Source organism: Psychroserpens sp., from assembly GCF_036960315.1.
In the GTDB taxonomy this organism is placed as follows: Bacteria; Bacteroidota; Bacteroidia; order Flavobacteriales; family Flavobacteriaceae; genus Psychroserpens.
In genome coordinates this window covers 52,292-66,651 of the sequence record NZ_JBALVR010000010.1, presented here as the reverse complement: position 1 = coordinate 66,651, position 14,360 = coordinate 52,292, and the positions used below count along the sequence as shown (strand labels likewise).

General features: G+C 31.5%; 12 protein-coding genes. 7 read left to right on the top strand and 5 right to left on the bottom strand.

Features of this window, described 5'->3' with window-relative positions; all coding sequences use genetic code 11:
• Nucleotides 1-36: 36 nt before the first annotated feature.
• From V7719_RS15255 to V7719_RS15245, 3 genes are all read right to left on the bottom strand, one after another.
• Entirely contained in the window at nt 37-747 is a 711-nt protein-coding gene (locus V7719_RS15255; protein ID WP_335730802.1) for a DUF2569 family protein, read from the bottom strand.
• Nucleotides 748-831: 84 nt separating this feature from the next.
• Nucleotides 832-1,284 (bottom strand): hypothetical protein, encoded by a 453-nt coding sequence (locus V7719_RS15250; protein ID WP_335730801.1) that lies wholly within the window; start codon nt 1,282-1,284, stop codon nt 832-834.
• A 34-nt stretch (nt 1,285-1,318) separates the two neighbouring features.
• Nucleotides 1,319-1,780 carry a hypothetical protein gene (locus tag V7719_RS15245; RefSeq protein WP_335730800.1) on the bottom strand — a complete coding sequence of 154 codons (462 nt, stop codon included), beginning with the start codon at nt 1,778-1,780 and terminating at the stop codon, nt 1,319-1,321.
• A gap of 627 nt (nt 1,781-2,407) precedes the next feature.
• Here V7719_RS15245 and V7719_RS15240 point away from each other — a divergent pair.
• From V7719_RS15240 to V7719_RS15210, 7 genes are all read left to right on the top strand, one after another.
• The gene (locus tag V7719_RS15240) at nt 2,408-3,253 is read left to right on the top strand and encodes a DNA adenine methylase (protein WP_335730799.1); all 846 of its coding nucleotides are present in this window, start codon (nt 2,408-2,410) and stop codon (nt 3,251-3,253) included.
• A 1-nt stretch (nt 3,254) separates the two neighbouring features.
• Nucleotides 3,255-3,758, top strand: coding sequence for a hypothetical protein (locus tag V7719_RS15235; RefSeq protein WP_335730798.1), 504 nt, complete (start codon nt 3,255-3,257; stop codon nt 3,756-3,758).
• Nucleotides 3,758-4,897 (top strand): DGQHR domain-containing protein, encoded by a 1,140-nt coding sequence (locus tag V7719_RS15230; protein WP_335730797.1) that lies wholly within the window; start codon nt 3,758-3,760, stop codon nt 4,895-4,897. Before V7719_RS15235 ends, V7719_RS15230 begins: the two co-directional genes overlap by 1 nt.
• A 477-nt stretch (nt 4,898-5,374) precedes the next feature.
• On the top strand, nt 5,375-6,127 hold the full coding sequence (locus tag V7719_RS15225) for a hypothetical protein (protein ID WP_335730796.1): 753 nt from the start codon (nt 5,375-5,377) through the stop codon (nt 6,125-6,127).
• A gap of 882 nt (nt 6,128-7,009) precedes the next feature.
• Nucleotides 7,010-9,196: an amino acid permease gene (locus tag V7719_RS15220; RefSeq protein ID WP_335730795.1), complete on the top strand. Its 2,187-nt coding sequence runs from the start codon at nt 7,010-7,012 to the stop codon at nt 9,194-9,196.
• A 432-nt stretch (nt 9,197-9,628) separates the two neighbouring features.
• Nucleotides 9,629-9,970 carry a hypothetical protein gene (locus V7719_RS15215; RefSeq protein WP_335730794.1) on the top strand — a complete coding sequence of 114 codons (342 nt, stop codon included), beginning with the start codon at nt 9,629-9,631 and terminating at the stop codon, nt 9,968-9,970.
• A gap of 305 nt (nt 9,971-10,275) precedes the next feature.
• On the top strand, nt 10,276-12,303 hold the full coding sequence (locus V7719_RS15210) for an NADPH-dependent 2,4-dienoyl-CoA reductase (protein ID WP_335730793.1): 2,028 nt from the start codon (nt 10,276-10,278) through the stop codon (nt 12,301-12,303).
• A 130-nt stretch (nt 12,304-12,433) separates the two neighbouring features.
• Here V7719_RS15210 and V7719_RS15205 read toward each other — a convergent pair whose 3' ends face one another.
• Both V7719_RS15205 and V7719_RS15200 read right to left on the bottom strand, forming a co-directional pair.
• Nucleotides 12,434-13,993 (bottom strand): FAD-binding protein, encoded by a 1,560-nt coding sequence (locus V7719_RS15205; protein WP_335730792.1) that lies wholly within the window; start codon nt 13,991-13,993, stop codon nt 12,434-12,436.
• 11 nt (nt 13,994-14,004) lie between these two features.
• The gene (locus tag V7719_RS15200; RefSeq protein WP_335730791.1) at nt 14,005-14,346 is read right to left on the bottom strand and encodes a hypothetical protein; all 342 of its coding nucleotides are present in this window, start codon (nt 14,344-14,346) and stop codon (nt 14,005-14,007) included.
• Between the last annotated feature and the right edge of the window lie 14 nt (nt 14,347-14,360).

Below are 14,360 nucleotides of genomic sequence, written 5' to 3'. Positions count from 1 at the left end.
ATGAAGTATTTAAATGATTATTGTTACATGGTGTATTTAGTTTACAAATGTTGCTTTAACCCTTTCAGAGACAAGGATATACCAAATAATTAGACTCATGCCTATAAGAAAATAAATATGCTGAGAAGCATCTATTGTTTTTTCGGGTATAATTGTAATAACAGCCAACTCATCAACAAAGTTAAATACTAATCTAAAGAGTAGAATACCTATAAACCATTTTGGAAATGTTTTTTTCTTTAAAAAAAACTGATATACAACTAATATACAAGCGAATAATAAACCAATATTTATCAATATTTCAATATAAATTAGAGGCCCCCAAAGCGGGTTATATGATTTAAAACCTGGCGTAGTAATTGCGTCCCATGTTCCATCAGTAAACATACTAAAATACGTAGGAAGTGCTTTAAAAATAAGAACCAACGGAAAGACTACAACAATAAAACCAATAAAATAAAGCCATCCTTCTATCCCTTCAAGATTATCTTCTTTTGTTGTTATTGGATTATTATCCTCATTTATAAATTCTTTAAGTTCTTCAGTAATATATCGGTTATCTGTTTTAATCGAAACAGTCATTAATGGAAAACCACATTGTAAACAAGTTTCTGCATCTAATAAAATTTCAACTTCACACTCGGGACATTTATTTATGGCTTCTTGAATAGGAAACCCACAATGCAAGCAGCTAGAAGCTTTGGAAGAAACTTCTTTTTTGCAATCAGGACAGTTAATTAAGGCCATAATTCATGAAATGTTTATTATAAATTAATAAAAACAGACTAGGAAATACTTCTTAAATTCTATTTACAATTAAATCCTTCAATTTTATATTTTACACCTTATAAAGCCTACTATTCCACGTATAAAATACCAAAGACCTAAAAATAAAAGGACACTTGGAATAAATGGGCTTGCACTAGTTTCACCGTCTTCTATTGCAACAAAAATAAGGGATCCAATTAAAGCCATAATGAAACCGATAATAATTCTGTTTCTATATTTGACAGATAATATTTTTCTTCCTTTAGTTGTAGTTTTAAGATGTTCAATCATTTTTAAAGTATCAACATCAGTAAAACCTTTCTTATTAAGATTTTTTATTATTTTTCTTTTACTATTTCCGTTTGCAATAGATGATGCAACATCCTTTAATGTTTCATCATTCACCTTGTATTCCTTATTAATAATTTCATTTGAAAAGGGGTTCCCACATTTTATGCAAGAATCAGATTGATCAGATACTTCTGATCCACATTCTGAACAGTTTATTAATGCCATAATATTTAATTTTAATGCATAGTAAAAATTTAACTTATTTACTGAAAAAATAAAACAGCAAACTAATAACTATACCTATTACAACTATATAAAGTATAAATTTAATAGCTAATCTCATCAAAGTTAACAAAATTCGAAAAGGGTTTTTAAGAAGCCAAACAACTACATATGAAATTACAATACTTACTCCAAAATACCAGTACCATTCTAAACTAATTTCGGGATTAGAAAACCACGCATAAGTAATAATTCCTAGAATCCCAAAGAATATAATATTGGCAATAAAGTCTTCTTGACCAAAATGTGTATCCTCTTTGGTTCGTGTGGTATAGGAAGAACTATTATTAACGCTATTAGTATTAACAGTAGTTGTTCTTATCTTTGGGAAATTTGTCTTAATTGGAGGGTTAGTATCCTTCATGGTTTCTCGCTTCATATCACCATATAAAGTTCCTTCTCTACCTGTAAGCCAATTTTCCCAATCTTTATCTTTCATAAATCCCTATATGAATCTAAACCATTAAGTTACAAAAAATATGCAACTCATGTTTGACCTCATAAAATTTTGGTAAAGCAATAGGCTATTCAAGATCAAATTATCCAGTGGATGATTTGGCTTGGATACAACTTCAAAAACTTAATAGCCGTAATATCTTTAAACATAATTATTAACGATATAGAACACTGGCGTGTTGTTATATCTATGATTATGTCAAATACCGCTCAAAAGCGCTATTTCGCTAATTGTTATAAAATGTACTATAATGTCATTGCGTTATTGCCTGTCCCGAACATGGGTCGGGATAACTTGAGCTTTGCTAAAAGCGAAAGTTGTTACTACAGATTCTTCAAGAAATTTATTCTCAAAAGTTTCTTCTACAATGTTAATGGAACACTTTTTATGCGACGACGTAGGAGGGAAGCGTAATGTGTGTGGAATGGTTATAAATTAATTAATTTTCAAATATTTGCGGTTTTTCCTCAAATATATTCCTACAAAATTTACTATATTTAAACTCTCCCTTTTATAATTATTAATTATTTGCAAAAATCTGTTGTGATTAATGGTGTATTGCTACGCCATTACTTTGCATTATTATTATATTTGGTTCAATAATATTTTATGCCTGAACAAACAATTATAAATAAAAACCCAATAATAAAAGATGTCAAGCCATTCTTAAGATGGGCTGGTGGTAAAAAATGGCTATTAAAGGATTTGGATAAGTTTTTACCCAAAAAAGGGTTTAATAACTATCATGAACCATTTTTAGGAGGAGGAGCTATTTTTTTTAATTTGAATCCTCAAAAAAAATCCTATTTAAACGATTTAAATAGTGAATTAATTGATACATATCAATCCATTAAAGATGATGTTGAAAGTGTGATTCAAGAGTTGAAAAAATTCAATAATACTGAATCTTGTTATTATGATGTTCGTTCTAAAAAATACAGAAAGGAATCAAGGAAAGCTGCTCGCTTTATTTTCTTAAATCAAACTTCTTTTAACGGAATTTATCGAGTTAATTTGAAAGGAGAATATAATGTGCCTTTTGGATACAGAAAAAAAGACTTTTTTGAGCCAGACAATTTACGTTTAGTTAGTAAATGTCTTGCTAATACTGATATGTCTAAAGATGATTTTTCAAAAACTATTAATAATGTGAAAGAAGAGGATCTTGTGTTTTTAGATCCTCCATATACGATTACACATAATCACAACGGTTTTTTTAAATACAACCAAAAACTTTTTTCAGAGAAAAATCAATACGAACTGTCAGAAATGATAGATCAAATAAAAGATAAAGGTGCGTATTATATTCTTACAAATGCAGCGCATTTTAAAGTGAAAGAAATATTTGATAAAGGAGATAAAATTTCAAAGCTTAAGAGGGCAAGCTTGATAGGTGGAATAAACGCTAAAAGAGGAAAATATTCAGAGTATATATTTACAAATTGTAATAAATAGTATGGAAGAAGAAGTTAAAAAAAAGAAATGGTATCAGAAGAAATGGGTTAAAATAAAAGATTTTCAAAAGCTATCGTTTTTAAATACGGCCTTTAGTCTCTTTTTTAATCTATTACCATTTTGGATTGGGTTATTATATATTATTTCCATTGGAAAGTGGACAGATTGGAGTAGGTTTTATTCAAATGGAGAGTTTTATTTGTACAGCGTTTCGCTAATATCATCTTCTTATTTAATATATCATAACAATAAATTGAAAGCAACAGATTTAAGTTCGTTTTTTAGTATTTTCTCACTTTTTTTAATTGTAATAGTCTCAATTTTATATGCCTTATTAAGCGCTTCACCTCAAGTGAATGGATTTATAAAATGGGCATCTATTTTAGCAATACTGCTTGCAATACCAATTTTCTTTCACTCACAGTTGATATCGAATAGAAAATCACCAGATGTAGTAGAAGCCAGAGGCGAAGAACAAGAAACAATAATGAAAGGATTAAAATAATGGAAGTAATAAATATGCCACCAATAGAGTTCAAGTGCCTTGAAGCTCAACAACCAATAGGTACTGTATATATAGGAGTAATGGATCATGAAGACTTATATTTTATCTCTTATGCTGATGTTAGAAGACTTGAATTAGGTCAGGACAATAGAGAAGTTGAAGATTACATAGGAATTCAACGTCAGCTTAACACTAAAAGGGAAAAAGATATTGGTAAATATGTCAACCTTGTTGATGCAACATTCCCAAATAGTATTATTCTTTCTGTTTCATCTAAAGATGCCGAATATGATGAAGAAAAACAAATGATGACAATAAAGTACAAAGATGATGTAGCAAAAGTGCTTGATGGACAACACAGAATTGCTGGATTGAAGCATTATAAGAAAGATGATGAAAAATTTCAAGTCATTGTTTCTATATATATTGATATGGATATTGAAGATCAAGCTATTGTTTTCGCTACCATTAATAAAGAACAAAAAAACGTAAGTAATTCGCATGTACAGGATCTATTTGCCTTTGCAAAAGATAGAAGTCCTCAAAAGACTGTACATAATATAGCACGCGCCTTAAGTCAGAAGGAGGAAAGCCCATTTTTTAGAAAAATTAAAATTCTTGGTACTGCAAACAGAAAAGAAACAGAGACTATTACTCAAGATACATTTGCAAAAAATTTATTAAAATATATATCTTCTGACCCTCAATCCGATAGGGATTTTTATAAAAGAAATAAAGATAATCCTTCGAATAAATTGGATTTAGTTGAAGGTAAAGAATTACAAAAATTATTTTTGAGAAATATATTTATTAATGATGTAAAAGATATTGAAATAGCACAAATCATATATAATTATTTTTATGTAGTTGATGAGAAATGGCCAAATGCTTGGAGAGTCATACAAGCTAATATGATTTTGAATAAATCTACGGGATTCATTGCATTAATGAGGTTTTTTAAAAATGCATATTTAAGTTTTGATAGAATTGGAGATGTTATAACAAAAGAAGAGTTTAAAACAATTTTTGATAAAATCACGTTGGAAGAAAGTGATTTCAATAAAGAGAAGTATGTTCCAGGATCTACAGGTATAGGAGATTTATATAAAGATTTATTAGGGCAGAGCGGATTGGATTAGAATATATTATGTAAAATAGAATTTCGATGATAAACTTGGCCTCATAAAATTTTGGTTAAAACAATAGGAGAAATGAGCGTGTATATTTTAGGCTATACAAATGCAATTATCCTGTGGATGATTGTAATTGGATACAACACTTTACTAAATGATTGTTTCAAATAGTATTTAGCTAAAAATGTACACTGTACATTTTCTTAACGCGAAATAGTCTAAAATATAGCATAACGAACCGTAATTGTTTCCAAAATTATATACTATTGAGATATTGATTGAGTATCAATATTGATAATACCTAACTTGTTTTTTTTGTTTCTTTTTTTAACAAGAAAAAAAGATAAGAAAATATTAAAAATGTATCTTGTAATCTATGAATGCTGTCAATGAAAACACATTGAATTTTATGAATTCAGAGCTTAATAAAGCTCAAATAGAACTATCAGAAAAGGAAAGTAGGCAATATTAAAACTGATTCGAATGAAAACTATATGTGATACTAATATTTGGAGAGGTTTAATGGAAAAAGAAATTGAAGAAACTGAATTATCATCTTTAAATTCACCTTTAACATTATCATTCATTAATATAGATGAAATAGCAAAATCTAACTTAATATTAAGTCATATCGGCAAATCAAGAATCGTTATCCAACGAATGATGCAAATGTCTGCTATGAAAATATATGACCCACCAATTATATATTTAAAGAAAATGGATATAGATGGATTTGAATATAATTTTCTAGAAAAACATATAGATATATTACATTTAACGAAGGCTATTGCAAACGGACTTGAAATAAACGAAACTAATTTTAAATTTTATAAGAATAGCCGTGAAAAAGTTTTTATTGATTTATGTAATTTGATTAATGAAGAATCGGAAAAAATCAGAAAAAATACTAATAAAAGCTCTGATAAGTTAGATACTAAAACCATTAATAGAGATTTTATTTCTTTCTTAGTAAAATCTCAAACAGGAATGTACCTTTCAGATAATTTTGATTGGTCACAAATAGAATTGTTTGAAGGTGTTTTAAATCTGTTCTTTAAAGAATTAGAAATTACCAAAACGAAAATTAAGCCTAATGATATATATGATTTGTTTATTCTAATTTACGTTCAGCCTAATGATAAATTTTGGTCGGTAGACATTAAAAAAGGACCTTTGAAACATGTAGAAAAAATTGCTAACGGAAAATACTTGTATAAAAATACATTTCCTATATAATGTTTAACTGAACGTTCAAAATATAATAAGTGCTTAGAATTTTACTTTACTCACGTGTTTAATTATTTCATAAAACTTTAATGGAGTTCGTGAATCTCCTAAAGTCGATTTGTTAAAATTTAAGCTCTTATGGCAAATTGACGAGAATCGCGTAGAAAAAAATATGATGCACAATTATTCAAATACGTAAAATTTTCAATAACAGTAAAAAGGTTAGCTTTTATTTTGGCGTTCGTTGGCAAGCGATGGATATCTCGATTTTTCATCGGGACGAGTTCTTGGCAGCGGCAACTACAAATCTATGATTTGTAATCACGAACACATCTTTATTGAAATATAAACGCTGTGAGTAATTTTACATAACGTCAAATTATAGCTACATACTAACTAAGCCACAATTAGCTTGACATAATTACTATCGATATAAGTCTAAAGCCATTATATCTGCAATTATGTCAAATACCGCTCAAAAGCGCTATTTCGCTAATTGTTATAAAATGTACTATAATTTATATTATGTAAAATAGAATTATTTGGCATCTCCTCTAGTTATCCTGTATTCATAAGATCTCATAATTTCAATATACTGTACAATCGTCCATAAATTATGAAATACGCGATTCTAATCAATTGAATACAATCAGATTATTTATCAAAACTCCAAAAACCTAATCACTGACAACAGAATATTTAGTATAACTCTTAAGGAATATCCGTTTAAGAGCTCTTTGAGTTATTTCACATTCTATAACATTGCTTTGTAACGATTTATAAGCAGATTACAGAGTACTTTATATTTCAATATACATACAGTCATTATATAATAAAAAGAATAGTTATATTCACTCACTAGTATTTTCTTCAAAAGATGAAATTTTATTAATGCCACAAAAAAAGAAATTTGGAACCTTCGCTGGTGTCTTTACGCCTTCTATTTTAACCATTCTTGGGGTTATAATGTATATGCGTTTAGGTTGGGTTGTTGGTAATGCTGGCTTAATTGGAGCTATTGTTATTATCATTATTGCGCATGGTATTGCGGTTACTACAGGTTTAAGTGTATCGTCTGTTGCCACAGACAAGAAAATTGGTGCTGGTGGCATTTATTATGTATTATCCAGAAGTATGGGGATTCCTATTGGAGGTTCCATTGGTATTGCCTTATTTATAGGAACAGCGTTTTCAATCGCCTTATATTTAATTGGTTTTGCCGAAAGTTTTAATGCCTATTTTGGATTTGGAACCACAATCAATGATTTAAGACTCACAGGAACTATTGCACTTTTCGCACTTACCACTTTGGCCCTTATAAGTACTTCGGTGGCGCTTAAAACTGAGTTTATTATTCTAGCAGCAATTGTTGTTTCATTGATTTCTATATTTTTAGGTTCTTCAGAATCTGTTCCAACAACAGTCAATTTATTTAAAGCTGAAAATGGGGTGCCTTTAGAAATTGTATTTGCCGTATTTTTCCCTGCTGTTACCGGATTTACTGCCGGAATTGCCATGAGTGGTGATTTGGAAGATCCAAAAAAATCTATTCCTAGTGGTACTTTATACGCTATTGGAGTTGGTCTTGTAGTCTATCTTGCACTTGCTGTTTTTATGGCGTATACCATTGATTCTGAAGTACTAAAAACAGATTATAATATCTTAATGAAAATCGCACTCTTTGCTCCTGCTGTTGTGGCTGGGATTTGGGGAGCAACATTATCTTCAGCTTTAGGTGGTATTCTTGGAGGTCCTAGAATTTTGCAAGCCATGTCTATGGATAAAGTAACACCAACATTTTTTAGCAAAGGAAAAGGCGCAAATAACGAACCTGTCAATGCTTTATTTCTTGCTTTTATTATTGCTGAAGTTGGTATTCTCATAGGGGAATTAGACATTATTGCTCGTGTGGTTTCTATGTTTTATTTAACAGCTTACGGTTTTATAAATATTTCGTTTTTCCTTGAAAGTTGGGCGAATCCTGACTTTCAGCCTAAATTTAAAGTAAAACGATGGATTGGTTTACTTGGATTTATTGCCTGTTTTGTTGTTATGTTTAAATTAGATATGATGGCAATGATAGCTGCTTTGGCTGTTATTAGTGCGATGTATTTTGGGCTACAACGCAAAGAAGTAAAATTGCAGTCTAACGATGTTTGGAAAAGTGTTTGGGAAAACGTCGTTAATAAAGGACTGAAAAAAATTGATGCTCAAGTAGACGAAAACTCGAATTGGAATCCTAATATTATTCTGTTTAGTGGTAAAAGTGATCATCAAACGTATTTATTAGAGTTGTGTAAAACGATTTCTGGTCGTACAGGAATTGTCACCAATTTCAAGCTTATTTTAGATAAAGAAAATAACAAGCCACCATTAAAAAAAATTGATCAGGTCGTTAGAGATGACATGTTTCAAGAACTCGGAATCTTTGCTAGGCAAATAAAAGTAGATAATATTTATAGTGGTATTACAAATATTGCATCAACCTTTGGTTTTTCTGGTGTTGAACCGAATACGATTATGATGGGATGGCCAAAAGGTTTAGAGAATTCTAAAGAATATTCTAACATGACACAAACCTTGTTACATCTAGATTATAATTTATTGTATCTGGATTTTGATAGAGTATCAAAATTTGGAAATTATAGTTCTGTTGACTTTTGGTGGCGAGAAACAGATAGTAAAAATGCTGAAATGATGCTTAATATTGCACGTTTCATCATTGCTTCTCCAAGATGGCATGACACAACTATTAGAGTGCTTTTTGTAAATAATAATAATGTAGATGTCTCTATTATTGAATCTAAAATTTCAAAACTTGTTGAAGATTTACGCGTCAATGTGGACATAAAAATTATCAATAATGCTGTGGAACAAAAAACGTTCTATAATATCATTGAAGAAGAATCAAAAGCAACAAACCTTACCATTGTTGGTATTCCAGACTACAACACTGAAAAACAAGCCGAATTTGTTCTAAAAACAAATAACTTATTCGAATCTATTGGGTCTACCCTTTTAGTTAAGGCAGCACATAATTTTAATGAGCTTGATTTAGATTTGCTAAATAAGCACTAAAATTTAATCGTGTTTAATCCAAATGAAAATGAGTATGAAATTCATTCCACACTCATTTCTCCTCTACTTCTATTGTTTTATGACATCGTGAACTTCATATGAGCTTGGCTGTCGCCTAACCTCAAATTTTCGGTTTACACTACGCTCCTATCGTCGTTTATTCATTGTCCTCTATTTTGTATAGAATAGTTAAAATGTGTTAATTTCTTACATTGTTATGCATAGTACTGTAACAATTGTAATGTATCGGCGTCTATCTATTAGAATCAATAAAAAACAACATAAATATTTAATTATCAAAAACAAAAATTATGAGAACTTTAAATAATTCAAAAAGCCTTAATTGGAACAGTAAAAGACGTTACAGATAGATAACGTTTATTAAATCAAATCATCAATCAATTAAATCATTCATCAATTAAATCAAAAACAATGAACACAATCAAAACATTAGTATTAGTAGCTTTAATTACATTTAGCAGTCAAGTCACAGCATTTACAGGAACTCCTGGAGATGAGTTAAGACCAATATCTCAACAGATCCAAACGTTTCTTAATTATTCGGAAATGGTAATTCATGATGATATCATTGTGACGGTAAAATTCAAATTAAATGAAAATAATGAAATTATTGTAATTTCGAATGATTCAGAAAATATTCAACTTACAAAATTCATTAAAAAAAGATTGAATCAAAAAGAACTTTCTATAGATAAAAAAAGCAACAAGAGTTCTTACTCTGTTCCAATACGGTTTTTATCAACAGTAAATTAGCAGAAACTTTATTCACAGCTAATAGGAATCAATAAAAATTAAAGGCGTTACTTCTCAGTAACGCCTTTGTTATATAATAAATATTAAATCTATAACTATGTTATCCATTCCACACACATTTCACTTCCCTTCTATGTCGTCACATAAAAAGTGCTTGGCCGTCGCCTAACCTCATAAATAAAACTCAAGCTATCCTAAATTAAATTCGGGACTGGCGATAACTATTGCCTTTTCTCATTCTAAAAAAAACGTACCTTTCCAGTAGCTAGTTGTGCATCGTAAACGACACTAAAACGTAAAGAAAAATGACCAAGTATAAACATATTTTTGAACCCTTAGATTTAGGATTTACAACCCTTAAAAACCGAATTTTAATGGGTTCAATGCATACAGGCTTAGAAGAGGAAAAAAATGGCTTAGAAAAAATAGCAACCTATTATGCAGAACGTGCAAAAGGTGGTGTTGGCTTAATTGTTTCTGGAGGAATTGCACCTAACATACAAGGTTGGACAGGACCCTTTTCGGCACGAATGAGCACAAAAAAACATGCTAAGCACCATAAAGTAATTACAGATGCAGTGCATAAAGAAGGTGGTAAAATATGTATGCAAATTTTACACGCAGGACGTTACGGATATCATCCGTTTGCGGTTGCACCTTCGGCAATAAAATCACCAATTACGCCCTTCAAACCTTTTAAACTAAAACAATCTGGCATCAAGCGTACGATTCGGGATTTTGTGAATTCTGCTAAACTAGCAAAATTAGCAGGCTATGATGGCGTAGAAATCATGGGCTCTGAAGGCTATTTAATCAATCAATTTATTTCAGAAAGAACAAATAAGCGCACTGATAATTATGGCGGAAGCTATGAAAATCGAATGCGTTTACCCATTGAATTAGTAAAGCAAACGCGTGAAGCCGTTGGAAAGGCGTTTATCATAATCTATCGTTTATCCATGTTAGATTTAGTCGAAAAAGGAAGCACTTGGCAAGAAGTCGTAGCCTTAGGTAAAGCAATTGAAAAAGCGGGTGCCACTATTATAAATACAGGAATTGGATGGCACGAAGCACGAATACCAACCATTGCAACTTCAGTACCAAGAGCTGCTTTTACTTGGGTTACTAAAAAAATGAAAGAAGAACTTTCGATTCCGTTAGTGACTTCAAATAGAATAAATATGCCAGAAACTGCTGAAAAGATATTGGCAGAAGGTCATGCAGATATGATTTCGATGGCACGACCATTTTTGGCGGATTCAGAATGGGTAAATAAAGCAGAAGCGAATAAATCGGACGAAATAAATACTTGTATTGGTTGTAATCAAGCCTGTTTAGACCACGTTTTTGCACAAAAAGTAGCCAGTTGTTTGGTCAACCCAAGAGCGTGTCATGAAACGGAGCTCAATTATCTCCCGACGCAAAAAAAGAAAAAAATTGCTGTTGTAGGGGCAGGTCCTGCAGGTTTAGCTGCGTCATCTATTGCGGCGCAACGCGGACATGACGTCACACTTTTTGAAGCCGATAAAGAAATAGGTGGGCAATTCAACTTGGCGAAGCAAATTCCGGGTAAAGAAGAATTTCACGAAACCATTCGTTATTTTAATAGACAAATAGAATTACATCATGTGACTGTAAAATTAAATACGCGAGTCACAATTGAAGATTTAGAAAACGGAAATTTTGACGAGGTCATAATAGCGACAGGAATAAAACCAAGAGCTCTAAAAATTGAAGGTATTGATCATCCTATGGTCTTAAGCTATATTGATGTTTTAAAGTTAAAAAAGCCAGTTGGTAAGCGTGTTGCTGTTATCGGAGCAGGTGGAATTGGTTTCGATGTGTCTGAATATTTGGCACACGAAGGTGAAAGCACTTCATTAGATATTGACGCTTGGTTAAAAGAATGGGGAATTGATAAAACAATGGAGGCTCGAAGTGGAATTGAAGGTGTAACCGCAGAAATTCATCCATCACCAAGAGAAATTTTCATGTTCAAGCGTAGCAAGGGTAAATTTGGTGGTAAATTAGGTAAAACGACCGGTTGGATTCATCGTTCTACATTGAAAAAGAAAAAAGTACAGTTTATTAACGAGGTGCAATACACAAAAATCGATGATGAAGGCTTGCATTATGTTCAAAATGAAGAACAAAAAGTGTTGGCCGTAGATACTATTGTAATTTGTGCAGGTCAAGTACCATTCGCAGCATTATTAGCGCCATTAGAAGCAAAAGGTATAAAAGTGCATGTCATTGGAGGTGCCGCTGTTGCTGCCGAATTGGATGCAAAACGCGCCATAAATCAAGCCTGTAGATTAGCGGCTAAAATTTAACGATGCTAATAAAAGGAACTATAAATCCTATTAATTCGCATGCCACTGTGCTCCTATCGTTGCTTATTCATTATCTCTTATTGTATTGCATAGGAATTGATTAATCTCGTGACTAGATTTTAACTTTTTACTACGCTAAACCAACAGTTTTTAGAAACGTATTAGAAAATAGATCTTGCATTTCTGGTGATAATAACTTTTTTCGTTGTGCTATCCATTTTGTTGCATTAGCATCATACATATCATTGAGTAGTCCTGGGAATGCCCAATCGCTATTTTTTCCCCAATGAATAGTAAAAGGAATGTTGTTTGCTTTTAGCACTTCTATCATCCGTTTTGCATACTCTTCCAAACTCATTATCTTTCTTGTTTTCTTCCAAAGAACGCCATCAATTTCAATCATACAAGTAATCGGAAATTTAGTAAAACCTAGAGTCGCTTTCGTTTTTTTTACAAAACGTAAGGCAAATATGCCCGGAATTGGTCCTTCATCGCGTGTTAATTTACCGAGAAGAGTCATTACTTTTTCAGAATGTTTATGATGAATCCCAAATGAACAAGCAAAGGCTGGACCTTGATATGGTGCATCCCAGAAAATCTCTTTGAGCATTCCTGTAGTTTCTTCATTTACCATAGGCAAAATGGTTTTTCGCAATCGCTTAACCAACCAGGGAATACTCTTTGGGAAATTTTCGGCGAGCTTTACAAAGAGATGGATTAAATCTCGATATAGTGATTCTTTAATTACAGGAAATGGATCTGGATAGTTTTCTTTATAAGGTTTCTTATACATCACTTCTACAACACAATTAGGTTCATCACTATATTGATTGATAAATACTTTGTAATGATATGGTCGTTTACCGTTACCCTGTGTAGTTGTTTCTCCTGGGATTGTAAATGCCGAATTTTTGAAATCCATGGTATTGGCGAGCTCAAAAGCCAAATGCTTACTTACTTTTTTCACATAACGTTTTAATAGAAATACGGGCTCTGCCTCTATCACCACGCCATGTATAAATCCGAAACCACCCAATCCAACTAAAGCGGCATAAAATAAATCATCATCTCTAATAACTCTAGCGTTAAAAGAATGTACAAAGGCATCCTTTAAAGCGGGTTTAGATTTAGGTTCGAGATATACAATATCCTCTTGGTTAGGGCCAATAATAAGGTTGAGACCAACAACATAGTCTTGTACAGCTCCAGAATCAAGTCCAGAACCATGTACACCAGTCGAGATGCAACCTGCGATTGTTTGTCCGTTACTCGCACCACTTGTTTTAAGTGATTTACCGTTTTCTGCTAAGGTTTCAGATACTTCTTTGATCGTATTTCCGCATTCAAATAAAAATAAGTTTGTAGGGTCGTAAACATTATTTGGATGACAATCGCTAGCATGAATTGGCATCGAAATATTCATAAATCCATTATAATGCATTCTATCTTTATGGCTTGCAATATTACTCATTGACCAAGCAGATCCATAGGCACGGAAACCTTCACCAGCTTGATGTGCTTCATTTATTAATTTCTGAATTTCAAGAGCTACATCGTTATAACGGTCAATTTTTTTAGGCATTAATCTTTCACCTTCTAATTTTGTTTGATATAACAATTTTAATGGAAAAGGACCATTATTATGTAAGGTATCCCATTCGTTTAATAGTTTAGATTTTGTGGTTGCCATAATAATTTAGTTTAAAGTTTTTCACACACATATTTGATTTTCACTTTTCTCCTCTTCCCAAAAGTTATAGCACTAAGTAATACACCTCCAAATGTATTGCGATACTCTACGATATTTAATTTACCTGATTCACAAGCTTCTTTTTCTTTAATTAGATAAGTAAAGTCTTTTGATGATAGTTTAGTTTTGATAATCGTATCAAGTTCAACAACAGCCATTCCACGATAATAGTCATTTCTATCGGAAAAAGGATCTGGTTGTGGAGCTCCATTTACGTTTCTCAATCTCACAGAATAACAAGATGTCAGAATACAAATACTAATTATAAGTAAGAAAAATTTAAGCTGTTTCATAATATATTTTTTAG

Coding starts and splice junctions, on each gene's coding strand:
- V7719_RS15205 (WP_335730792.1), bottom strand. CDS start 13,993: ATGGCAACCACAAAATCTAAACTATTAAACGAATGGGATACCTTACAT.
- V7719_RS15250 (WP_335730801.1), bottom strand. CDS start 1,284: ATGGCATTAATAAACTGTTCAGAATGTGGATCAGAAGTATCTGATCAA.
- V7719_RS15230 (WP_335730797.1), top strand. CDS start 3,758: ATGGAAGTAATAAATATGCCACCAATAGAGTTCAAGTGCCTTGAAGCT.
- V7719_RS15210 (WP_335730793.1), top strand. CDS start 10,276: ATGACCAAGTATAAACATATTTTTGAACCCTTAGATTTAGGATTTACA.
- V7719_RS15200 (WP_335730791.1), bottom strand. CDS start 14,346: ATGAAACAGCTTAAATTTTTCTTACTTATAATTAGTATTTGTATTCTG.
- V7719_RS15255 (WP_335730802.1), bottom strand. CDS start 747: ATGGCCTTAATTAACTGTCCTGATTGCAAAAAAGAAGTTTCTTCCAAA.
- V7719_RS15225 (WP_335730796.1), top strand. CDS start 5,375: ATGAAAACTATATGTGATACTAATATTTGGAGAGGTTTAATGGAAAAA.
- V7719_RS15245 (WP_335730800.1), bottom strand. CDS start 1,780: ATGAAAGATAAAGATTGGGAAAATTGGCTTACAGGTAGAGAAGGAACT.
- V7719_RS15220 (WP_335730795.1), top strand. CDS start 7,010: ATGCCACAAAAAAAGAAATTTGGAACCTTCGCTGGTGTCTTTACGCCT.
- V7719_RS15235 (WP_335730798.1), top strand. CDS start 3,255: ATGGAAGAAGAAGTTAAAAAAAAGAAATGGTATCAGAAGAAATGGGTT.
- V7719_RS15215 (WP_335730794.1), top strand. CDS start 9,629: ATGAACACAATCAAAACATTAGTATTAGTAGCTTTAATTACATTTAGC.
- V7719_RS15240 (WP_335730799.1), top strand. CDS start 2,408: ATGCCTGAACAAACAATTATAAATAAAAACCCAATAATAAAAGATGTC.